This is a genomic window from Arthrobacter sp. AQ5-05, from assembly GCF_003287975.1.
Taxonomy (GTDB): Bacteria; Actinomycetota; Actinomycetes; order Actinomycetales; family Micrococcaceae; genus Paeniglutamicibacter.
Genome location: NZ_QMKQ01000011.1, coordinates 77,933 through 99,161, shown reverse-complemented (window position 1 = coordinate 99,161; position 21,229 = coordinate 77,933). Strand labels below are relative to the sequence as shown.

Here is a 21,229-nt window from a genome sequence, read left to right as displayed (position 1 = left end):
TGCGTGTCGTGAATCACTGGACATTGTGTCCAATGTTTTTTCTAGCCGCATTCAGCGTACCGCCATTGCGCTGTACGCCGTTTCGCGAGCGCCGGCCGGGCTCGGGCGGAACCTCGGGATTCTGCGCGGCGGCATCCCGGGCCAACGGGATGGCCCGGTTCTCGAAGTGCGTTTCCAGCACGATGGACGAGGAGGAGCGGCCCATGCCCTCGGTGGAGGAAATCGCATCGAGCACCCGCTGCAGGTCCGCGGTGGAGCGGGCGACGATCTTCACCAGGAAGTCGCTGGAGCCCGAGACGGTGTGCAGCTCAAGGATCTCGGGGATTTGGGCGAGCTTCTCGGCCATGCCGTCCTGGCCCAGGTTCTGCTGGATCTGCAGCGAGCAGAACGCGGCGACCGGGTATCCCATGGCTGCGGCATCGATGTGCGGGGCTATGCGGGTAATGACCCCGGATTCGTGCAGCCGGTTCAGCCTGTTCTGCACCGTGCCGCGGGCAACGCCCAGGCGCTTGGAGCACTCCATGACCCCGATGCCGGGGATGTCGGTGAACAGCTCGATCAGCGACACGTCCAAGGAATCGATTCTCATGCGCCCCAGTATGCGACGCGGCTCGCCATCGAAGCGAATCGGCCGGGGACCGGCGCCGGTTACGGTGGAGGAATGGATGAGGGAATCTATTCGCGCCCGGCACCGCAGCGTGAAGGCACCGACCTGGTTGTGGTGCTGCACGGGTACGGTTCGAACCCCGAGCGGATGAAGGGCTGGTTCGACGAACTACCGCCGCACGCCACCGGGGTGGCACTGCGCGGCCCCATGGATGTGGGCGGGGACCGCAGCTGGTTCCTGTTGGACTACTTCCTGGCCAACGACTTTGCCCAGGTCGTAGCCGCCGCGCAGCGGGTCTTCGACTGGCAGGACCGCCATGCCCGTGGCTACCGCTCGATCAGCCTGCTCGGGCATTCCCAGGGCATGGCCATGGCCACCACGCTGCACCGGTTGCGGCCCGGATCCTACAGGGCCCTCGTGGGCCTGAGCGGCTTCGTGCTTTCCAACGAGCTGCTGAACCTCACCGACGCGGTCCCCGAACCCGGGAAGGCGGTCCCGTGCTTCTGGGGTCGGGACCCGCGCGACGTGGTGATCAACCCGGATGCCATCGACCACACTGACCGGTGGCTGGCCCAAAACACGGCGCTGACCGCTCGCACCTACCCGGAGATGGGACACGGGTTCGGGACGGACGAACGCCGCGACGTGCGCAACTTCCTCAAGCACTACCTGGCGCCCTGAACAGGCTTGTGGTTCCCGCGGGTGCCGACCACGATCAACCAGATGGTTGATCCGGGCGGGAACGTTTCCGGGCAGAGTTGGTGGTGGGATGCGGCAAGGCCCCGGCCCTTCGAGCCCTGCCGGTACAACCATCGCCTGCCCGGGCACCGCCGAAAGGAAAAACACGCTCATGATGCGCCTGCTGTACACCGCCTTTGCCTTTGGAATCACCGGGGTCCTCTCGGGCCTGTACTACCGGGAGCTGACCAAGGCCAATGACTTCATGGACCGCTCGGCCTCCCAGCTGCCGCTGGTCCACACCCACCTCCTGGTGCTCGGCTTCGTGTTCCTGCTCATCGTGCTGGCGTTGGAGAAGCTCTTTGGAATCTCCGCCGCCGCCCCGCGCGCCTTCACCTGGTTCTACTGGCTCTGGACCGTTGGCGTCGCGGTGACCGGAGGCATGATGCTCGTCAAGGGCACCCTGGTGGTGCTGGGGACCGATGCAAGCTCCGCGGCCTTCTCCGGGATCGCCGGCCTGGGCCACATTTCCCTGGCCGTTGCCGTGGTCGTGCTGTTTGTTTCCCTGCGGGCGGTGCTGAAGACGGCCGAGACCGTGGCTCCGGTTGCGCCGGCGCCCGCCGGTCGCTGAGGGGATACCCGGCAGTTGCGCCCGTGGCGCGGCACCTTCCTCCCCGGGAAGGCGCCGCGCCACGACTGGTTCGTGGTGAACCGTGTTGAACGGCCTAATGCGGGAATGCCGTTAGGCCAGTACCTTGGCTTTGAGCTCGGCGAATTCGGCTTCCGAAAAAGTTCCGGAGTCCAACAACGCCTTGGCCCCGGGAATCTGCCGTACGGGTTCCGGCGTACCGGCCAACGACCGGAGGTAGTCCTCGGTGCTTGCCACCGCCTTCTGGACGCGAGTTTGCTGGCGCAATGCCATGCCGCGACCCCGCACCACCAGGTAGACCCGCGCGGTCAACACCGGCAGGGCAATGAGAAGCACGATCCACAGGGGCCTTCAGCCGGCCGCTGAGTGCGGCGTCGCGGAAGAGGTCGGAGACAATTTGGAACATCACGACCAGGTATGACAAATACAGGAAAACTACGATTAGCGACCAAAGCGTTTCTGCAAAATTCATGGTGATTCCCTCTCTCGGGAATGGTGAATCCAGGGTGACGCGTCGAGTGGACCAGGCATAACCTAAAACAAGACTTTGAAATGTTCCATGGCTTCGCCAAGCACGCACGATTCGGGCCGGGAAGCGCCCGTTTCGGCCTCTTGTGCTTATGCCCAGCGAAAAACATGTGTGCAGCGACCGGTCCGGTGCCCATAGAGTGGGAGGCAGGATGAAAAAGAACCCCATTACCTCCACTGTCATCGGCCCGGACGGCAAGCCCAAACCCGGGGTGCAGGGCGCCATCATGAAGGCCGTTGGCGTGCAGCGCCCGCTGGTCCTGGCCTACCTGCGGCGGATGCGACGCAAGAATCCGGGCCGCAGCGCGGCGGAACTGGCCAAGCTGGTCGAGCGCGACTACCTGCTCACCATCACCGGCTCCGGTGCCGCGGTGGGTGCCACCGCGGCGATCCCCGGCGTGGGGACCGTCGCGGCCCTGGGGTTCTCGGCCGCCGCGACCGTGGCTTTTCTCGAGGCCAGCGCCCTCTATGCCCAGTCATTGGCAGAACTTCACGGCATCACCACCGAGGATCCGGACAAGGCCCGGCTCCTGGTCATGGCGATCCTGCTGGGCGACGAGGGCAGCTCGATGATTTCGGCACTGACCCACCAGGCCGCCGGACACGGCGCGGGACCCGTCAAGGGCTGGGCTGCAATGTTCGGGAGCAACAAACCCTCCAGCCTGGTTTCGACGCTGCAGGGAACCATGCAGCGGACCTTCCTGAAGAAGATGTTCGCCACCCAGGGTGCTTCGATGCTCGGGCGGATGGTTCCCTTCGGCATCGGGGCGGCGGTCGGCGGATTCGGCAACCGATTCCTGGGCAAGAAGGTCATCGAGGCGGCAGGCCTGGCCTTCGGCACCCTGCCGACCACCATTCCCGGGCAACTGGTCAGCGAGGGCGAACGGCGCGAAGCCATGGCCGAGGTCGAGGCGGGCATCGAGGCCGAACGCCTGCGGCGCGGAACAAGCCTGGAGCCCGGCGGGACGCCCTAGCGCAACAGCGCGTTGGCCACCGTGAAGATGGCCAGGCCCGCCAGGGAGCCCACGACCGTGCCGTTGATGCGGATGAACTGGAGGTCCCTGCCCACCTGCAACTCGATCTTTTCGCTGGTTTCCCGCCCGTCCCAGCGGGCCACGGTCTCGGTGATCAGCGACGTGATTTGCCCGCGGTAGTTTTCAACGACGTAGCCCACGGCGTTGCCCACCCACCCGTTGACCTTCGCCGCGAGCTGCGTGTCGTCGCGCAGCCGGGCGCCGAGGTCGCGGATCGCCGCGATCATTGACCGGCGCAACTCCGATTCCGGGTTTTCCATCGCGTCGATCAGGCCGGCCTTGATCGAGGACCAGCTGGTGGCCGCCAGATCACGCAATTGCGCATCCCCCAGCACCGAATGCTTCAGGGCCTCGACCTTGGCGATCATTTCGTCGTCGTCCTGCATGTCGGTGGCGAACTTTTCCAGCCACGCATCGATGCTCAGCCGCATCGGGTGGTGCGGGTCCTCGCGCACGGCACGGACGAACTTGTGCAGTTCGCGGTGGAGCTTCTCGCCCAGCAAGGTGTCGACCACCGCCGGGACCCAGGAGGGGGAACGCTCGGCGACCAGGGACACGATCATGACCCGGTTGCCTGTCACCCACTGCTCGGCGCGTTCGGCCAGCAGGTCCACCGCGGGCTTGTGGTGCCCGTCGGCAACCACGCGCGCCATGATCCGCCCCAGGGTCGAGGACCATTCGGGTGCGAGCATGTGTTTCTTGGCCAGGGATTCCAGCAGGGCCAGGATGTCGCGGTCGTCCAGGACCTCCAGCACCGCCCGGGCCACCGTGGAAACCTCCTGGGCCACCCGGGTGGCCGCTTCGTCCTTGGCCAGCCACGTCCCGACGCTGTGCGAGACATCGAATTGCTGCAGCTTGGCGTCCACGACCTCCCTGGAGAGGAAGTTTTCCTGCACGAACCGGCCCAGGCTCTCGCCGATCTGGTCCTTCTTGCGCGGGATGATCGCGGTGTGCGGGATCTTGAGCCCCATGGGGTGCTTGAACAGGGCGGTGACAGCGAACCAGTCGGCCAATGCGCCAACCATCCCGCCCTCGGCCGCCGCCCGCACATACTCCAGCCACGGGTAGCTGTGCTGCAGCGCGAAGGCCACGGCAAAGACCACGGCAAAGACCACCAGCAGGGACGTGGCCAAGCGTTTCATCTTGCGCAGCGCGACCGCCTTGGCGGCATCGCTTGCTGCGGCAAGGCCGAATCCGGTCGATGTCATGGGGCGGCTCCCTTGGCCTGGGCGTGCGGGTGGGACAGGGTTCCAACGATAGTTCACGAAGCCACAGGCGCGGGAAGCGGCACGTATGCCGTGCCCGGCGGTAGCGTGAAAGGCATGAGAACCCTTGTCTTCGCCCACCGCGGTTCGTCAAAGGCCTATGCGGAAAATACGCGTGCCGCCTACATGCAGGCCCTGGTCGACGGGGCCGACGGCATCGAATGCGACATCCACCTGAGCTCGGACGGCTTTGTGGTGTGCCACCACGACCCGACCGTCGATAGGACCTCGGACTCCAGCGGGCGGGTCGGCGAGAAGACCCTGGCCGAACTGAAGGCCCTGGATTTCTCATCCTGGAAGAACCCGGCGATCCCGGCGGCCTACGGGGGCCTGCACGAACAATTGGTGACACTGGGCGAACTCGTCGGGCTCCTGCGGGACGCCGGCCGTCCCATCGGACTGGCCGTGGAGATCAAGCATCCAAGCCCCTTCGGCAGGCGGCTGGAGGAGGCGATGTTCGAGGAGCTGTCGGCCCTGGGCTGGGACGCGGGGACCTCGATGCTGGGCGACATCCATGTCTCATTCATGAGCTTCGACCCGAACTCGGTGCGCTACCTGATGGAACGGGTGTCCCCGGAACACGTCTGCCAACTGGTCACCGAGGTTGACGAGGAATGGATCGATGAACTGGTCAAGGCCGGGGAAACCGACAGGGCAGGCGTCGCGGCAGTGCTGGCCCAGGCCATGACCGCGGGGGCCGACCTGCTCAGTTCCGGGGTGCCGCAGCTGGCCGGCCCGGGCGTGGCCTACATGCGCAAACACCCGCAGCTGACCGATGCGTGGCTGGCCCGCGGAGCGGTATTCCGGGTGTGGACGGTCGATGACCCGCGGGACGCCAGCTACCTCGTGGGCCGCGGGGTCGCCCAACTCACCAGCAACGTTCCCGCGGCCATCAAGGAACATCTCGGACTGGGCGAGCGCCCGGGAACCGAGGCGTAGACCCGCAATCGTGGAGGCACAGGCAAACGCATATTTTTCGGACGCCCACCTCTTCGAGACCGACGCCACCGCCGGTGGCCGTGAAGTCACGGTTGCCCGCCACGAGAACGGCCTGGTGGTCCTGACCGGCGCGGGACTGCCCGGGCTCGGGACCACGGTGCACGCCGCCGTGGATCCGCAAACACGCCTGCTGCATGCGGCACTCCACACCGCCGGCCACCTGGTCGGGTTCCTGGGCGACGAGCGGGGCCGGCGGTAAAGCGGGCACAGCCATTTCCCCGGCCAGGCCCGCCTGGACTTCCACCCCGAACCGGTCACCGAAGACCTCGGCGACCCGGACACCCGTGCCGCGGTCATCGACGAGATCAAGGCCCGGATGCAGGACCTGGCCGACACCAAGGCGCCGGTCACCAGCAACATCGACACACACGGGATCCGCACCGTGGCGATCGCCGGAGTCAACGCGGAGCCGTGCGGCGGAACCCATGCCAGCGACCTGGGCGCCTTGAAGGGATGCCCGGATGCTGGATGCCAAGATCAAGCGCGGGCACTGCAAGCGCGGGCACTGAAGGTTCGCCACGAGGCAACACACGCCTAAGCCCGGGCCCGAGACAACCGCAGGCCACGATGCACACAGCGGCATCGGCGATGGCTAAGCTTGATGCCGTGCCACCCCTCATGACTCCAGCAACCAAGATCGGTGCATCCATTGCGGTTGCCACGGGCCTCTATGCGATTTCCTACGGCGCGCTGGGCGTTGCCGCCGGGTTGAACCTGTGGCAGGTCATGGCGCTGAGCCTGTTGATGTTCACCGGGGGCTCGCAATTCGCCTTCATCGGCGTGATCGCCGGCGGCGGTTCCCCGGGGGCGGCCTTTGGCGCGGCCACGCTCCTTGGCGTAAGGAATGCCGTCTACGGCATGCAGATCAAGGCCATGCTCAGGCCGCGCGGACTGAAAAAACTGCTGGCCGCGCAGGTGACCATCGACGAATCCACGGCCACCGCCGCCGGACAGAGCGACCCCGCCGAACAGAAACGCGGTTTCTGGGTCGCGGGGATCGGCGTTTACGTCTTGTGGAATATCTTCACCGTCGCCGGGGCCCTGCTTGGCGACGCACTGGGCGACCCCAAGGCCTGGGGCCTTGACGGCGCCGCGGTGGCGGCGTTCCTGGGGCTGCTGTGGCCCCGCCTGAAATCGGCCGAACCGATTGCCATCGCCACGGTGTGTGCGTTGGCCACGGTCCTGGCGATCCCGCTGGTCCCGCCGGGTGTCCCGATCCTCGTGGCGGCCCTCGTCGCGGGCGTCTGGGGCTACTTCGGGCGGGGGCCGGCAACGGAGGGGCTTGAGCCGGATGTCGAGCCGCGCGCAACACGGGAGGATTCCGAATGAGCGAAATGTGGTGGTGGATCTTTGCCGGCTGCGCGGCAGCGTACGGCATCAAGCTCCTGGGCTACCTGGTCCCGGAGAAGATCCTTGAAAACGAGAAGATGACCCGTGCCGCGGGAACCTTGACCATTGGCCTGCTGGCGTCGCTGACCATCGTCAACACTGTGGCCAGCGGAACCGCGGTGGCATTCGATGCGCGGTTGGCGGCCCTGGTTGCCGCCGGCGTCGCACTGCTGTTGCGCGCACCGTTCCTCGTGGTGGTCGTCGTCGGCGCCGGGGCCGCCGCCCTGGCGCGTTACCTGGGTTGGGGCTAGAAACGTTGCCCCGGGGCACTGGCAAAAACCAGTGTCGAATAGGTGTTGCCCGGCTCCAGGGCGATTGACACGAAGCCGGGACGAGCCGTGCCGGTGACGAAGACGTCCACCGTGGCAACCTTCCGGTCGCATGGAACCGCCAACACGTTGCTGTGTTCCAGTTCCAGATGCAGCGTCCCGGACCCGGCGCACACGGCCATCAACGTCAGCCGGGTTCCCTCGTAGCGCCCCAGCTTTGCAGTTGCCTTGACCTTGGCCCGGTCCGCCGACCCCATGCCCATCAGCACCTGGGCCTCGCCGGGAACCAGCTCCATGAGGTTCTCCAGTGTGTCGGACGGGGACGCCCGCGACGAGGCAAGGGGCACGGTCGAGCAGCCGCCCAGCGCACAGAGCAGCACCGCGGCCGCGCCGATCCGCACCAATGACCCCACGTCTACCGTCTCCCAAGTATTTGCCGGATTGGCTTGAGCCTTTCAGAGCCCTTGGCACTTGGCAAGGAAAACACCAACGAATCTCCTTGTATGTCGTGTTTCCGGCGCCGGCAAGTGACATGTCGGTGCCGCGGTGGCACAGTGGAAGCATGATTGTTGCCTTCTCTGTCGCCCCCAGCACCGACAACACCGACGGGTCGGTCCACGAAGCCGTGGCCGCCGCCGTCAAGGTCGTCCGTGACTCCGGCCTGCCCAACTCCACCTCCTCGATGTTCACGGAACTCGAAGGCGAATGGGATGAGGTCATGGACGTCGTCAAGCGGGCCACCGAGGCCGTTGCCGCCTATGGTTCCCGGGTATCCCTGGTGCTCAAGGCAGACATCCGCCCCGGCTACACCGGTGAGTTGACCGGAAAGATCGAGCGACTGGAAAAGGCCATCAACTCACAGGAGTAGCAACCATGGATATCCCAGCTGCCGTGCCCGGCCCGGCCGACGTCGACAAGTACCTGGCGGAAAAACTTCTCGCCCCGGAACCGGAAATGGCGAAGGCGCGCGAACGTGCGCACGCCGCCGGGTTGCCGCACATCGAGGTCAGTGAGATGCAGGGCAAGTTCCTGATGCTGCTGGCCCAGATCGCCGGCGCCAGACGGGTGCTGGAAATCGGCACCCTGGGCGGGTATTCCACGACCTGGCTGGCCCGCGGGGTCGGCCCCGACGGGCACGTGACCACCTGCGAGTACGAGCCGTTGCACGCCCGGGTGGCCGCAGACAACCTTGCCGCGTGCGGGGTCGAAGAGCGGGTGGACATCCGCATCGGCGCGGCCCTGGACACCCTCGACGCCCTGCTGGCCGAGGGTGGGGAACCCTTTGACCTGATCTTCATCGACGCTGACAAGGAAAACAACGGCCACTACATCGACCTGGCCATCGCGCTGGGCCGCAGCGGAAGTGTCATCGTGGTGGACAACGTGGTGCGCGAGGGCGCGGTGCTTCGGCCCGGGGATCCGCTCTCCGAGGCCGGGCGCATGGTCAACGGCGTGCGGCAGGGGATCGACGTGCTCGGCTCCAACCCGCGGCTCGACGCCACGGCACTGCAGACCGTCGGGGCCAAGGGCTGGGACGGCTTTGCCCTGGCCGTCATCCGCTAGGAAGCCCGGCCAACAACCGCCGCGGGGAGGGGCTGCTTCGGGGTGCCCGCTCCTTTCGCCGCCGGGGCCGCCAAGCGCATAAGCTTGCCCCTGTGACTACCGATCCCTGCACCATCCGACTTGCCGTGCCCGAAGACATTCCCGCAGCCCTCGAAATGAAGCTCGCATCCTGGGAAGAAGCCTATGGCAGCCAACGGCCCGCCTCCTTCTTCGCCAACGCCCGCGCCTCCCTGGAACAGCAGGCCGACTGGTGGACCCGCGGCCTGGCCCAGGGCGCCGAGCTGTGGATCGCCACCAGCGCATCCGGTGACATCGTTGGCGTTGCCGGCGGCGGGCCCGCGGCGGACGACGACGCGGACACGAAGGTCGACATCGAACTGCAGGTCCACTACGTCCTGACGTCGCACCATGGCACCGGACTGGGCGAACGCCTGATGTTCCAGGTGCTGGGGGACCGCGACGCGGTGCTCTGGGTGCTTGAGCACAACCCGCGTGCCCGCGGGTTCTATGAGAAGCACGGTTTCGTCGCCGATGGCCGCGTCGAGGCATTGGTCGAGGACTGGGCAGGACTCAACGAGGTGCGCATGGTCCGCCGTGGTGCCAACCGTGGCTAAGGGCAGGAGCAAGGGCGGGCGGAACAACGTGCCGATGGCGCCAACCACCCTGGCCGCACCGCAGGACGGCCCGCTCGAGGGCATCTACCCCATCGACACCGGCACCGCGGAACTGGAGCGGGACCCGTACTCGCCCACCGGCTGGCTGCTGCGCATCAACGATGTCCCCTCCTCGCACGTGGATCTGGCCGACCCCGGTCACCTGGACTTCGAGTACATGCGCTGGATCGCGGCCCTGATCCGTTCGCGCTTTGTCCCCTCGGAGATCGAATCGGCGGGGCGCAAGCTGAGGGTCCTGCACCTGGGTGGCGGCGCCTGCTCGATGGCCCGCTGGGCCTCGGAGACCTACCCCAACGCCCGCCAGCTTGTCGTTGAACTGGACGGCAAGCTTGCCGCCTTGGTGCGCGCCTGGTTCGATCTTCCGCGCGCACCGTTGCTGCGGATCCGGGTGGGGGAGGCCGGGGCAGTGCTGGCCACGCTCACCGACGCCACCCGCGACCTTCTCATCCGCGACGTCTTTGCCGGGGACCAGACGCCGAAGGACCTGACCACCCTGGCCTTCACCGCGCACGCTGCCCGCGTGCTCGATGCCGACGGGCTGTACATCGTCAATTGCGGGGACACCCCGGCACTGGAAAACGCCCGGCGGGAGGCGGCCACGATCGGTGCGGTCTTCAAGCACGTGGCCATCGTCGCGGACCCGACCATGCTCAAGGGCAGGCGCCACGGAAACGTCATCATCGCCGGCTCCAACGCGCCGATCCCCGCCGGCGCCGGCTTCATCCGCGAACTGCTCGGCGGCGGAGTCCCGGCCCAGCACTGGGACGATGCCACGGTGCGCAACTTCGCGCGCCACTCCACCGCGGTCTAGGACGGCACCGCCCGCCGGCCCGGAAACCGGTGCCCGCCGGCCGGCCGCTATAGGCTTGGGTTCCGCGACAGAACCGCAGCGGAACCGGTTTCACCGCACGACCCACCCAACTTGAGCAGGAGCGCCACGCACCGCGATGAATAACCCGGCAACGATTTCCTTCACCCTTCAGGGGCAGGAGCGCAGTGCTCGCTGGTCCTCGGCCAACGACGCGCCCCCGCCCCCGCGCATTGTCACGGTCGATGACGCGCTGGGCGCGGACGAGGCGTACCGGCTGGCCGCGGCGGGCACCGGCATGCTCTTCACCGGCGACTACCACAACGCCCGCCAACTGCTCGGGGCGATCGCCCGGCGCATCCCGGACGGTTCGAAGGCCAAGGCCAAGCGCAACGCCGCGGTGCCCACCACCGCCGAGCGCTTCTACAGGTACCGCCAGGCGCGCACGCAGCGCGCGCGGGTGCTCTCGATGCTGCTGGTCCCGGTGGAGCCGGGACCAGTGGTCCCGCTGCGCCGCGCCCCCGACGTCTCCGAGGCCTGGCTCAACGCCTTCGGCCCGGTCGCCGAATCCACCGTGGTGCCCCTGCAGGAACTGCTCGGGGCCATCGGCGCCCAGCAGTGGCGGGCCACCGGGCTGCACGTTCCGGCACTCGATGCGAAGATCCACCCGCACTACGGCACCTTCGCCCCGGTGCGCGGGGAATACCTGGACCTGGTGGCGCGCGCCCGGCTTCCGGGCACCTCGCGGGCCTTCGACATCGGCACCGGGACCGGGGTGCTTGCCGCGATCCTGGCCCAACGCGGCGTCGTCGAGGTAATCGGCACCGACTCGCAGGCCCGGGCCGTGGACTGCGCCAACGCCACCCTCGAAGAGCTGGGCCTGTCCGGCGGCGCGCGGGCCATCGTGCAGGACATGTTCCCGCCGGGGAAGGCGGACGTGGTGGTGTGCAACCCGCCGTGGCTGCCCGGGACCCCGCAGACGCTGCTGGACTACGCGGTCTACGACCCGAAGTCGGCCATGCTGCGCGCGTTCCTCAGGGGCCTGCCGGCGCACCTTTCCGAGGGCGGCCAGGGCTGGCTGGTCATTTCCGACTTGGCCGAGCGCCTGGGGTTGCGCACCCGGGAGCAGCTGCTGGGGTGGATCGAGGATGCCGGGCTGGTGGTGTGCGGGCGCGATGACACCGTCCCGTCGCACGGCCGGGCCGCCGATCCCACCGACCCGTTCCACGCCGAACGCTCGGCCGAGGTCACCTCGCTGTGGAAGCTCGAGGCCAGGTAGCCGCGCCTACACAACGGGGGACACAAAAAGGAGCGGGCCGCGGGGAGGATTCCCTCCAAGCGGCCCGCTCACGTGCGTGCGGTGTTCGATGCCGCGGGCTAGACGCCCATTGCCTGTTCGATGACGCCGATGCCGAAGAAGAGCACGAAGGCCCCGGCAACTGCCCACATCAGCGGGTGCACCTCGCGGGCGCGGCCCTGGATGGCGCGGATGAACACGAAGGTGACAAATCCTGCACCGATGCCGTTGGCGATCGAGTAGGTGAACGGCATCAGCACGAAGGTCAGGAACGCGGGGATGGCCACGCCCCAGTCGTTCCAGTCGATCTTCGAGACGTGCGAGATCATCATGAAGCCGACGACCACCAGGGCCGGGGCGACCGCCTCGAACGGCACCAGGTGGATCAGCGGGGTCAGGAACATCGCGGCCAGGAACAGCACACCGGTGACGATGGAGGCCAGGCCGGTGCGGGCGCCCTCGCCGATGCCGGCTCCGGATTCCACGTAGATCTGGCTGGAGGACGCCGAGGCCCCGCCGCCCACGACGGCACCCATGGCGTCGACCAGCAGCACCTTGTCCACGTCCGGGATGTTCCCGTCCTTGTCGACGGAGCCGGCCTCGTTGGCCAGGCCCACCATGGTGCCCATGGCATCGAAGAAGATCGAGAGCAGGATGACGAAGGCCAGCAGCAGGGCCGCGGTCACGCCGAGGTTCTGGAAGGCGCCGAAGATGTTGGCCTGGCCGATCAGCGACAGATCCGGGAGCGCCCAATTCGGCATCGAGGGGGCCACCAGCGACCAGCCCTGCGGGTTGGAGGTGGTGCCGTCGAAGGACGGGCCGATCTTGAAGACGGCCTCGAGGATGTTTGCCAGGACGGCGGAGACGATGATGCCGATGAGGATGGCGCCCTTGGCCTTGCGCACCACCAGCGCGATGGTCAGCAGCAGGCCCACGATGAACACCAGGATGGGCCAACCGACCAGCGTGCCCTCGAAGCCCAGGCCGACCGGGACGGTGGTTCCGGCGGCATCCGGGATGCGGCGCACGAAGCCGGCGTTGACCAGGCCGATCAGCGCAATGAACATGCCGATGCCCACCACGATGGCGGACTTGAGGCTCGAGGGCACGGCGTTGAACACCGCGGTGCGGAAGCCGGTGAGCACCAGCACCAGCATGGTCAGGCCCGAAAAGATGACAAGGCCCATGACGTCGGGCCACGTGAGTCCGGGGTTGGTTGCCACTGTCACGGCGATGAAGGCGTTTACGCCCAACCCGGTGGCCATGGCGAAGGGGTGCTTGGCCCAGGCCCCCATCAGGATCGTCATGATGCCGGCCACCAGGGCCGTTGCGGCGGCGACCCGGGCCGAGCCCAGGGAGTCGCCGTTGGAATCCGCGCCCGCAAGGATCAGCGGGTTCAGCACCACGATGTAGCTCATGGCAAAGAACGTGGCGAAGCCGCCACGGATTTCTCTGGAGTAGTTGGAGCCGCGTTCGGTGACCTTGAAGTAACGGTCCAGACGCGAAACTTTCGTCTTTTCGAGGAGGGAGTTTTCCTGTGAGGGCATGGGGGAATTATAGTTCGACTTTACGCCGCTAGGCGAAAAAACAAGGGAGAAATGCGCCACGCTCGGCAACAGATAGACCCACGTCACACTGTGGTGAACAATGGAAGCACGGGACCTCGTACGGGGGAAGCCCGCTAGGACCCAGACCGTGACGCGTAGGAGTGAAGGCGATGAGCGAAAACAACAGGCCCGAGGGCGACGCCGAGGTCATCGAGGGAATCGTTGTGGGTGTCGACGGTTCGGACCAGGGCCTCTGCGCCCTGAAATGGGCTGAACAGGAAGCCAAGCGGCGCGGAAGCATACTGAACATCGTGACGGCCTACACGATCCCGGTCTTCGCCGCCTCCTCCATGGACGCCGGCTATGCCACGCTGGACGACCAGCTGATCCGCAACGGCGCCGAGGAAGTCGTGCGCCAGGCGCGTGCCACGATCACCGATACCGACATCACGGTTCGCACCTACATCGAGTCCGGCGATCCGGCCGGGGTGCTGTTGGACTTGAGCCGGCAGGCCGAACTGATCGTCGTCGGCACCCGGGGCCGCGGCGGATTTGTCGGAAGGCTGCTCGGATCGGTTTCCAGCGCACTTCCGGCCCACGCCAAATGCCCGACCGTGGTGGTGCCGCTGTGCGTTGCCAAGCGCGATGAGAACGACGTCCAGGTCCAGGACCGCATCGTTGTCGGCGTGGACGGATCGGACCGGGCCCGCCTGGCCGTGCTGGTGGCCGCCGAATTGGCCGCCACCCGCGGACTGACGCTGCGCGTGGTCTGTGCCCTGCCCCCGATCAGCGGTGCGCTGGCCTGGATGCCGGCAACCGTCGACCAGGAAGCTGTCACCGCCGACGTGCGCCACCAGATGGGCATCGGCAAGGCCTGGCTGCAGAGCCTGTTCCCGGGCCTGGAGATCGAGACCGACGTGATCGACGGGGCCCCGGTGGAAATACTGATCCGCGAATCCCAGACCGCCCGGCTGCTGGTGACCGGCTCCCGCGGCCGCGGCGGCTTTGCGGGGATGCTCCTGGGATCGACCAGCCAGGGCGTGCTGCACCACTCCAAGGGTCCGGTGATGGTGGTTCCCGACGGGGACGACCCGCGTCTGGCCTCCCGCCAGGAGTTCGAGGACAGGGCCAACGGCCTGTAGGCCGTTTCCCGTCCAACCAGTGAGGGCGCTGCAACCAATGGTTGCAGCGCCCTCACTCATGGCGGCCTGGTTTGCTACGTGCCTAGTAGCGTCCCGCGTAGGGATGCAGGTTGTTGACCCAGCTCAGCGGGGTCACGGAGATGCCGCTGTTGGGGTTGCGTGCATGTAGGACCTGTCCGCCGCCCAGGTAGATGGCTACGTGGTAGAACGAACTGCCGCCGTTGGATGAGGAGAACACCAGGTCACCCCGGCGCAGCTGGCTGAGCGGGACCTTGGTCGGGGCCGCGGCGTATTGCTGGGAGGAACTCCGGGGCAGGCTGATGCCCGACTTGGAATAGGCCGCCTGGGTGAATGACGAGCAGTCGTAGAAGTCCGGGCCGTTGGCGCCGTACCTGTACTGCTTGGATTCGTCATTGGCGATCATGCGGCCCCAAGCAAAGGCGGCGTTGTAGTTGCGCGACGATTGCGGTGCCGAAGTCTCGGGTTCGGGTTCGGGCTTTGGCTTGACCGATTCCTTCGGGGCCTGCGGAGCGATTGTCGGGGGCTTCGGCGTAGCGCTCGGCTTGGGCTTCGGCTTGGCCGTCTCCTTGGGTGCCTCGGGCCTGGGTGTCGGCTTCGGGGCCTGCGTCGCCTGGGGCTTGGGCTTGGCCGTTTCCCTGGGAGCCTCGGGCGTGGGAGCCGGCTTTGGCGCCTGCGTCACCTCGGGCTTCGGGGCGGGGGCTGCTTCGGGGTCCTTGGGAGGAACCGCAACCGTCAGCTGGGGCGCCTTGGGTGCCGAAGACTTGGGGACCAGTGTTTGGCCGTGCGGGCGCTCGGTGGGGACCTTTGGCGGGGCGGCCAGCGGCTTGATCTCCGGAGCCTTGCTTTGCCTGATCTCCAGCGGCTTGGCCTGTGGCGCGTTGTCGATCAGTTCCTGGAGCCTCTTGGCTTCGGCTGCCGCTTCCTTGGCGGCAATGCGCTCGGCCTCCTTGGCGGCGTCGACCTCGTGCAGGAAGGCCAGCTGCCCAATGAGCTGCTCGCGGAGCTGTTCCTGCGGAGCAACGGAGTCCTGGTAGCTGGAAAGAGTGGTCGTGGCCTCGGCGGCTGCGGTGCGCTGGGCCGCCGTGGCCTCGTCGGCGGCTTCCGCGGCCGCTGCGGCGTAGTCCTGCCACGCCGTCCACAGCGCTGCCGCGTCCTCGGCATTGTTCACCGTCATGGTGCGGTTTGCGCTCAGGGCGTCCATGGTGGAGGCCTTGTACAGGACGTCGTTGTCCTTGGTGTCCTCCAACAGGGTCACCACGCCGGGGTTGACGCCGCCGTTGCGGTACAGGTCCGAGGCCAGTGCCCCGACATCTTTCTTGCTCGAAAGCAGGAACTCGGTGGCCTTCTCGGCCTCGGCCTTGGCTTCCTCGGCGGACTGGGTGCGTTCGGCAAGGAGCTGGTCGGCATCCAACAAGATGTCTTGGGCGTCCAATGCGGCTGCCTCGGCGGTGATGATGCGTTGGCGGCCGGATTCGATTTCGGATTCAAGTCGATCGACCAGGGCGCCGAGCGCCTCGGGATCCGACTTGGCTGCTTCCAGCTGGGTTTGGGTGGGCATGGCGGTGCCCAAGGTGTTGGGCTGTGCCGCGATGCCGATGGTGCTTGGTGCGTTCAGCGTTGCCGCTGCGGCGGGGAGTCCGCCCGTAAAGCACGTGGCTGCCAATGCAATTGAGCAGGCGGCGACGCCCAGTGTTTCCCTGATTGCCATGCCGTGTTGATCCTTACCGCGGCGATCGGTTTGCAAGTCTCGCAACCAATGCGAGAAATACGGCCTGGACGGTGCGGCCTGATCGCTGCTTCCTATAGCACCCTATGGGATACCTATTCACACTGGCAACAGCAGTCACATCAATAACTTCAATTACAACGGTGTAATTATTCCTTAATTCGTCCTTAATATGCAGGCGATTCCGGAATGACGCCCCGCACCGAAGCCGTGTCGTCCAAGGTCAGTGCGGGGTGTCGCCGGGCGCCGCCAAGCGGGTTCGATCAGTAGCGGCCCGCGTACTTGTAGATATTGCGCATGCCCGCATAATTCAGCTTGGTTACGGAAATGCCGGCCTTGGGGTTTCGGGCATGGGCGATCTTGCCCTTTCCCACATACATGGCCACGTGGTAGAAAGATCGGCCGCGGTTGGACGACCAGAAAACCAGGTCACCCTTCTTCAGCTTCGAGAGCTTCACCTTCTTGGGTGCCGCCTTGTATTGGGCGCTGGATGTGCGCTTGAGCTTCTTTCCACCGTTGGCGAATGCCTTGCCCACGTAGCCGGAGCAATCGAAGTACCGCGGGCCGGTGGCGCCGTACCGGTACTTGTACTTGTTGTTCTTGGCGACCTTCTTGGCCCACTTGATGGACTTCTTGATCCGGGCCGTCCGCGTCAGCTTCTTGGTGGGAACCTGGATGGCGGCGGTGGCCACCGACGCGGTGCCAAGCGCGCCGATGGCTGCCTGGGCGTTTTCGAGGGTCTCGGGATCCACCGCCGGATCGTTCACGGGATCGGCGACATTCGATTCGATGTCCTCCAGTGCGGCCATGAGCTCGGCGTCCTCGCGGGACTCGGACAGCTTGGCCAGCCGTGCATTTTCCCGGGCAACCGAGGTCTTGTGCAGCGACGCGGACACCTCGACAAGTTCCTCCTGCTTGGCGTTAAGCCTCAGCTCGGCTTGGTCGAAGAGCCCCTGGGCTGTGCGGGCGAGCCGTGCGGACTCCAGCTGCTGGACCTGGGCTTGGCTCCGGCCCAGGGTCGCCAGGGAGGTTCCGGCCAGGGAAGCCGCCGTGGTCCGGTCCTGCGTGGCGGCCTCTTCCGCGGCCACGGCGTTCTCCGTGGCCTCAAGCGCCGCCGCCTCGGCGTCTTGGAGAGCCGTGCGGACGGAGGCCAGCTGCTGCTCAAGGGCCGCTGCGGTTTTCGCAGGGGAGAGCTGGGCGGCTGCCAGGGACCTGGTGATGGCGGCCAGCGGGCCCGGATTGAGCTGTCCGGAGGCAGCAGGGAGGTGCTGTGTGGTGCTGCCGGCAGCGGGTGCCGGTGCACTGCTGGCGGTCAATGCGCCCGAGGCAATGAGTGCTGCGCTGGTCACGACGACCACGCTCTTGAAGATGGACATGAGGGGGGTTCCTAACTGCCTTGCAGTCCAACCAGGTGGTTGATTCGTGGCCGGGCAACCCGAGGCAGGATGGGCCTGCCGGGGTCATTTAGCGAAAATGGTCACGGGCTGTACTGCATCCCCAAGATGAAGGTAGGAGTGTGCTGGGGTGGCTTATGCAACGAATGCATAACGATAATGCAGGAGCTTTTGGGGCTTGTCGAGCCCGGGTTCGCGAAAAACGGTGATTTTGGACGATTTCCGAGACCACTTCGTTATATTTTGGATTGTCGAAACGCCGGGCTGGCCGGGGGCGATGCGCCAGTGGGCCGCGGCCGGGGAAAGCCACAGGAAATTTTTCGAGCGAAACAGCCTGTCAGCCCCACCCGAGCTCGTGCAGCCGATCGTCGTCGATGCCGAAGTGGTGGGCGATTTCGTGAACGATCGTGATGCCAACCTCTTCGATCACCTGCTTTTCCGAGGAGCATATTTCAAGGATTGCATCCTTGAAGATCGTGATGCGGTCGGGCATGGCCCCGGCGCCCCACCCCGAGTCGCGCTCGGTCAGTGCCGTCCCCTCGTAGAGGCCAAGTAATTTGGCGCCCGGGTCCTCGCCCGGCAACGGCCGGTACGCGTCCTCGATGAAGATGGCGACGTTTTCCATCATCGAAAGCAGGGCCTCCGGGATTTCATCCAGGGCGCGCTCGGCCACTAGCTCAAATTCATCGTCGGTCATTTCGTACCCCATGTGTTGCACTCTACCGAGCGCAGATCCCGCTGCGGGACGTGGTTTGGTGAGGTGAGGTGCGGGAATCAGGGTGACGAGGGTCGCATTTTGTGGTCTTGATCGGCTCGTTTTGCGTGGTGGGAAATTTACCTCTATAGTTGTTGGAGTCCACTGCTGCGGAGAAATTCGCGGTAGAGGTTCCTGGCCCCCATCGTCTAGCGGCCTAGGACACTGCCCTTTCACGGCAGCGGCACGGGTTCGAATCCCGTTGGGGGTACGCACGAAATGCGGATTTTGCACGAGCGAAAAGCTCTGGTAGAGTTCTTGTCTTGTGAGCGAGGGAGACTTCGCGAGTAAGGCCCTGTAGCGCAGTTGGTTAGCGCGCCGCCCTGTCACGGCGGAGGTCGCGGGTTCAAGTCCCGTCAGGGTCGCTTTGGTTTTCTGGTTCGCTGGAAGATCTCGGTGATCATCTTGCCTGATGATGCCAGGCTCTGTAGCTCAGTTGGTAGAGCGTTCGACTGAAAATCGAAAGGTCACCGGATCGACGCCGGTCGGAGCCACCATCTAAAGCCCTCTTGGAAACAAGGGGGTTTTTGCTTTAACAAGGGCCTAAGCGACAAACAAGAAATCGCGGCCCGCGCGACGGCCCGGGCGGGCCCCCATGGTGGCGAAGTCCCCGCCCACCTGACAACCCTTGCGATATGCATCACATTCAGTTGTAGGCTGGGGACGTACGCCGAGTACCGTGTGGCGAGCGTAGAGAGGACCGGAACCGTGGATCATGAATTGACGGTGCACAACCTGCCCGCAACGGAAGCCAGCGGCACCACAAGAATCACCGACCTTGCCGTCGCAAAGGTCGCGGCGGCGGCGGCACGCGCAATTCCGGGAGTGCATTCCATGGGATTGGGCACCTCGCGTGCACTCGGCGCCCTGCGCGGCGCTGTGGGATCAGCCCAGGAGCCGGCCCACGGTGTCAGCGTCCAAGTGGGGACCCGGCAAGCCGCCATCGACCTGGTGATCACCGCGACCTACGGCTTTCGCCTCCACGACCTGGCCGCCGCGGTGCGCGAAGCGGTATTCAACGCCGTCCAGGAGCTCACCGACTTCGAGGTCATTGAGGTCAACATCGAAATCGGCGACGTCCACATTCCCGTCTCCGTTGCGGGATCCGAGAAACGTCGCGATGCGACGGTGGAGGGACAAGCGTGAAACCCACACTGACTGGTGCGCTCCTGGGAGCCGTCCTGGCTTGGGCGGCATTGGCCCACGGCCTGGGCGGGTTCCTGCTCATGGCCCTGTTCATGGCGATCGGCGCCTTGGTTGCCCGCGTCGCAGGCGGAAGGATCGACCTTCGGGCGATCCGGGACGCACTAACCGGGCGACGATCCTCGTCATGAGCCAGCCACCCCTTGCCACGCTGCGCGATCCCGGGGTTCCGGCGCGCGCGGGCTACACCCGGGTCAGCGCCCAGGCCCTGGCCGGTACGGCGCGTGCGGTGGCGGCTGAGATATTTGGGGTCGATCCCTCCCTGGTGAGGGCGTTCCTGCGCGATGATGCCGGATACCTGGCCCTTTTCATTCAACTGCCGGTGCCGCTCACGGATGCCGATGGCACGGCCCGCGGCACGGTGCTTGAGAGGGTGTGCGAGAAACGTGCGGGCATTGGCGAACAGTTCACCGCCCTCACCGGCTCCCTGGTCAGCCGGGTGGATGTGCGGGTCACCGGAATCATTGACCCGGCCGCGGTGGTGAGGCGTTGAAAGAGGAACAGCTCGGGGAAATCCGTGAACGCGAATTGACCAGCGGCCGCTCCCCGGCCGCAATCACCGCGGCCGCCCTGGTCATCCTGGTGTGCCTCTATGCCCTCTTCGAAGCCGCGCTCAAGGCCCTTGGCCAGGAACCCCTGGTGGCCACCCCGGAAACCTGGTGGCTCTGGGCCTCCACCCTGCCCGGGAACCTGGAGCCGGCCGTGCTGGGGGCCATCGGCCTGGCGTCAGCACTGTTCGGCCTGCTGCTCCTGGTGCACGGGCTGCGCCGCGGAAGGCGCGCACGGCACTCCCTGGCCTGCGAGGACGCAATCCTGATCGTCGACGACCAGGTGCTCGCCGCCTCGCTGGCCCGCCGGGCAAGGGCGGAAGCCGGCGTCGGACCGGGACAGGTGCTGGTCACGGTGAACGGCGAACGCGTCGAGGTGCAGCTCAGCCCGACTTCGGGCACCCCGGTCAACCCGGCCGCGGTCGTTGCCGGCTTGGAAGACGAGTTGCGGCTGAACCTGGTGGAGCCGGCTCCGCGGGTCTACCTGCGGGTCGCCGAGCGCGGGGTGGTTGGACAATGAACCAGACCCCCAGACTGCTCAACCGGATTGTCATTTCCCTGTTGGGCCTGATGTTGTTGGCCGGTGGCCTGAATGCACTGCTGGTCGCGAGCTCCGAGGGCTACGCCCGCGGATGGCGGAACGTGGCCTCGGACCTCGGCGCGTGGTTCGACGCGATGCTGGCCGAGACCACGTTGCCGGGGCAAAAGGACTCCTGGTTGTGGATCGCGGTGGCCGCCTTGCTGATTTGCGGCATCTTGTTGATGCTGTGGTGGATCACCGTCCAGGGCAAGGGCCGCGGTGGCGACTACGTCTCCACTTTCATTCCCGACGGGGCCATGCCCGGCCGGGTGGAAATCTCCCAAAGTACCGTGGAGCAGGCGCTGCGCCACTTCCTGGGCCGGCGCAGCGACATGGTCTCGATCAATGTCAGCGTGTGGGAGCTGGCCCCCGAGGCCGGACTGCGCATCAAGGTCCAGCCCCGCAAGGGAACCGCCCCGGGTGCGTTGGGCAGGGATGTCGCCCGGGCCGCGCGGCTCGCCCAGGACGCCCTGGGAGTTGGAGGACCCGTGCTCATCTACCTGGTGGTGGGCACGCGCTCCCGCTTTGCAAGGACCGAACGCGTCCTGTGACCG

General features: G+C 66.3%; 27 protein-coding genes and 3 tRNA genes. 22 read left to right on the top strand and 8 right to left on the bottom strand.

All coding sequences use genetic code 11. The features are described from left to right. Positions 1-13: 13 nt before the first annotated feature. Positions 14-589 carry an Lrp/AsnC family transcriptional regulator gene (locus tag DQ353_RS11490; RefSeq protein ID WP_113762887.1) on the bottom strand — a complete coding sequence of 192 codons (576 nt, stop codon included), beginning with the start codon at positions 587-589 and terminating at the stop codon, positions 14-16. A gap of 72 nt (positions 590-661) precedes the next feature. Between DQ353_RS11490 and DQ353_RS11485 the strand changes: the two genes are divergently transcribed. Together DQ353_RS11485 and DQ353_RS11480 are read left to right on the top strand one after the other, a co-directional pair. Continuing rightward, on the top strand, positions 662-1,288 hold the full coding sequence (locus DQ353_RS11485; RefSeq protein ID WP_113762886.1) for an alpha/beta hydrolase: 627 nt from the start codon (positions 662-664) through the stop codon (positions 1,286-1,288). Positions 1,289-1,457: 169 nt separating this feature from the next. After that, on the top strand, positions 1,458-1,916 hold the full coding sequence (locus tag DQ353_RS11480; RefSeq protein ID WP_113762885.1) for a DUF2871 family protein: 459 nt from the start codon (positions 1,458-1,460) through the stop codon (positions 1,914-1,916). Positions 1,917-2,027: 111 nt separating this feature from the next. Here the strand turns inward: DQ353_RS11480 and DQ353_RS22585 are convergent, their stop codons facing one another. After that, positions 2,028-2,270, bottom strand: a complete 243-nt coding sequence (locus tag DQ353_RS22585) for a hypothetical protein (RefSeq protein ID WP_353616691.1) — start codon at positions 2,268-2,270, stop codon at positions 2,028-2,030. Positions 2,271-2,614: 344 nt separating this feature from the next. Here DQ353_RS22585 and DQ353_RS11470 point away from each other — a divergent pair, with 344 nt between their 5' ends. Then, positions 2,615-3,436, top strand: a complete 822-nt coding sequence (locus DQ353_RS11470; protein WP_113762884.1) for a hypothetical protein — start codon at positions 2,615-2,617, stop codon at positions 3,434-3,436. Here the strand turns inward: DQ353_RS11470 and DQ353_RS11465 are convergent. Next, positions 3,433-4,704 (bottom strand): DUF445 domain-containing protein, encoded by a 1,272-nt coding sequence (locus tag DQ353_RS11465; RefSeq protein WP_113762883.1) that lies wholly within the window; start codon positions 4,702-4,704, stop codon positions 3,433-3,435. The genes DQ353_RS11470 and DQ353_RS11465 overlap by 4 nt on opposite strands. Positions 4,705-4,818: 114 nt before the next feature. Here DQ353_RS11465 and DQ353_RS11460 point away from each other — a divergent pair, with 114 nt between their 5' ends. The 5 genes from DQ353_RS11460 to DQ353_RS11440 all read left to right on the top strand — a co-directional run bounded on the left by DQ353_RS11460 (position 4,819) and on the right by DQ353_RS11440 (position 7,400). Then, positions 4,819-5,700, top strand: a complete 882-nt coding sequence (locus tag DQ353_RS11460; RefSeq protein WP_113762882.1) for a glycerophosphodiester phosphodiesterase — start codon at positions 4,819-4,821, stop codon at positions 5,698-5,700. Positions 5,701-5,710: 10 nt separating this feature from the next. Next, positions 5,711-5,959 (top strand): alanyl-tRNA editing protein, encoded by a 249-nt coding sequence (locus tag DQ353_RS11455; RefSeq protein ID WP_113762881.1) that lies wholly within the window; start codon positions 5,711-5,713, stop codon positions 5,957-5,959. A gap of 117 nt (positions 5,960-6,076) precedes the next feature. Beyond that, positions 6,077-6,298: an alanine-tRNA synthetase second additional domain-containing protein gene (locus tag DQ353_RS11450; RefSeq protein ID WP_113762880.1), complete on the top strand. Its 222-nt coding sequence runs from the start codon at positions 6,077-6,079 to the stop codon at positions 6,296-6,298. Positions 6,299-6,378: 80 nt separating this feature from the next. Beyond that, positions 6,379-7,089: an AzlC family ABC transporter permease gene (locus DQ353_RS11445; RefSeq protein ID WP_113762879.1), complete on the top strand. Its 711-nt coding sequence runs from the start codon at positions 6,379-6,381 to the stop codon at positions 7,087-7,089. After that, entirely contained in the window at positions 7,086-7,400 is a 315-nt protein-coding gene (locus DQ353_RS11440; protein WP_113762878.1) for an AzlD domain-containing protein, read from the top strand. The genes DQ353_RS11445 and DQ353_RS11440 overlap by 4 nt, the downstream gene beginning before the upstream one ends. Here the strand turns inward: DQ353_RS11440 and DQ353_RS11435 are convergent. After that, the gene (locus tag DQ353_RS11435; protein ID WP_146755238.1) at positions 7,397-7,831 is read right to left on the bottom strand and encodes a hypothetical protein; all 435 of its coding nucleotides are present in this window, start codon (positions 7,829-7,831) and stop codon (positions 7,397-7,399) included. The genes DQ353_RS11440 and DQ353_RS11435 overlap by 4 nt on opposite strands. Positions 7,832-7,980: 149 nt before the next feature. Between DQ353_RS11435 and DQ353_RS11430 the strand changes: the two genes are divergently transcribed. The 5 genes from DQ353_RS11430 (at position 7,981) to DQ353_RS11410 (ending at position 11,742) form a co-directional block, all read left to right on the top strand. Further along, entirely contained in the window at positions 7,981-8,286 is a 306-nt protein-coding gene (locus tag DQ353_RS11430; RefSeq protein ID WP_071214581.1) for a thiamine-binding protein, read from the top strand. A gap of 5 nt (positions 8,287-8,291) precedes the next feature. Further along, complete coding sequence (locus tag DQ353_RS11425; RefSeq protein ID WP_113762876.1) at positions 8,292-8,981, top strand: O-methyltransferase; 690 nt, start codon at positions 8,292-8,294, stop codon at positions 8,979-8,981. Positions 8,982-9,073: 92 nt separating this feature from the next. Beyond that, a complete protein-coding gene (locus DQ353_RS11420) occupies positions 9,074-9,595 on the top strand; it encodes a GNAT family N-acetyltransferase (protein WP_113762875.1) in 522 nt (173 codons plus the stop codon). 34 nt (positions 9,596-9,629) lie between these two features. Continuing rightward, positions 9,630-10,466: a spermidine synthase gene (locus tag DQ353_RS11415; protein WP_113762874.1), complete on the top strand. Its 837-nt coding sequence runs from the start codon at positions 9,630-9,632 to the stop codon at positions 10,464-10,466. 136 nt (positions 10,467-10,602) lie between these two features. Beyond that, the gene (locus tag DQ353_RS11410; RefSeq protein WP_113762873.1) at positions 10,603-11,742 is read left to right on the top strand and encodes a methyltransferase; all 1,140 of its coding nucleotides are present in this window, start codon (positions 10,603-10,605) and stop codon (positions 11,740-11,742) included. A gap of 98 nt (positions 11,743-11,840) precedes the next feature. Here the strand turns inward: DQ353_RS11410 and DQ353_RS11405 are convergent, their stop codons facing one another. Further along, positions 11,841-13,307, bottom strand: a complete 1,467-nt coding sequence (locus DQ353_RS11405) for an NCS2 family permease (protein WP_113762872.1) — start codon at positions 13,305-13,307, stop codon at positions 11,841-11,843. Between the two features lie 170 nt (positions 13,308-13,477). Here DQ353_RS11405 and DQ353_RS11400 point away from each other — a divergent pair, with 170 nt between their 5' ends. Then, on the top strand, positions 13,478-14,449 hold the full coding sequence (locus DQ353_RS11400) for a universal stress protein (protein ID WP_113762871.1): 972 nt from the start codon (positions 13,478-13,480) through the stop codon (positions 14,447-14,449). Positions 14,450-14,531: 82 nt separating this feature from the next. Here the strand turns inward: DQ353_RS11400 and DQ353_RS11395 are convergent, their stop codons facing one another. The 3 genes from DQ353_RS11395 to DQ353_RS11385 form a co-directional block, all read right to left on the bottom strand. After that, on the bottom strand, positions 14,532-16,178 hold the full coding sequence (locus DQ353_RS11395) for a C40 family peptidase (protein WP_113762870.1): 1,647 nt from the start codon (positions 16,176-16,178) through the stop codon (positions 14,532-14,534). Between the two features lie 281 nt (positions 16,179-16,459). Then, the gene (locus DQ353_RS11390) at positions 16,460-17,572 is read right to left on the bottom strand and encodes a C40 family peptidase (protein WP_113762869.1); all 1,113 of its coding nucleotides are present in this window, start codon (positions 17,570-17,572) and stop codon (positions 16,460-16,462) included. 355 nt (positions 17,573-17,927) lie between these two features. Continuing rightward, on the bottom strand, positions 17,928-18,299 hold the full coding sequence (locus DQ353_RS11385; RefSeq protein WP_113762868.1) for a metallopeptidase family protein: 372 nt from the start codon (positions 18,297-18,299) through the stop codon (positions 17,928-17,930). Between the two features lie 183 nt (positions 18,300-18,482). Here DQ353_RS11385 and DQ353_RS11380 point away from each other — a divergent pair. The 8 genes from DQ353_RS11380 to DQ353_RS11345 all read left to right on the top strand — a co-directional run bounded on the left by DQ353_RS11380 (position 18,483) and on the right by DQ353_RS11345 (position 21,226). After that, positions 18,483-18,555, top strand: a tRNA-Glu gene (locus tag DQ353_RS11380). 80 nt (positions 18,556-18,635) lie between these two features. Continuing rightward, positions 18,636-18,709, top strand: a tRNA-Asp gene (locus tag DQ353_RS11375). Between the two features lie 56 nt (positions 18,710-18,765). Next, positions 18,766-18,841 (top strand) — tRNA-Phe (locus tag DQ353_RS11370). 211 nt (positions 18,842-19,052) lie between these two features. After that, entirely contained in the window at positions 19,053-19,490 is a 438-nt protein-coding gene (locus tag DQ353_RS11365) for an Asp23/Gls24 family envelope stress response protein (protein WP_113762867.1), read from the top strand. Beyond that, entirely contained in the window at positions 19,487-19,678 is a 192-nt protein-coding gene (locus DQ353_RS11360) for a hypothetical protein (RefSeq protein WP_113762866.1), read from the top strand. The genes DQ353_RS11365 and DQ353_RS11360 overlap by 4 nt, the downstream gene beginning before the upstream one ends. Continuing rightward, a complete protein-coding gene (locus DQ353_RS11355; RefSeq protein WP_113762865.1) occupies positions 19,675-20,040 on the top strand; it encodes a hypothetical protein in 366 nt (121 codons plus the stop codon). Before DQ353_RS11360 ends, DQ353_RS11355 begins: the two co-directional genes overlap by 4 nt. Next, on the top strand, positions 20,037-20,615 hold the full coding sequence (locus DQ353_RS11350) for a hypothetical protein (protein ID WP_113762864.1): 579 nt from the start codon (positions 20,037-20,039) through the stop codon (positions 20,613-20,615). Before DQ353_RS11355 ends, DQ353_RS11350 begins: the two co-directional genes overlap by 4 nt. Next, complete coding sequence (locus DQ353_RS11345) at positions 20,612-21,226, top strand: hypothetical protein (protein WP_113762863.1); 615 nt, start codon at positions 20,612-20,614, stop codon at positions 21,224-21,226. The genes DQ353_RS11350 and DQ353_RS11345 overlap by 4 nt, the downstream gene beginning before the upstream one ends. Positions 21,227-21,229: the final 3 nt, after the last annotated feature.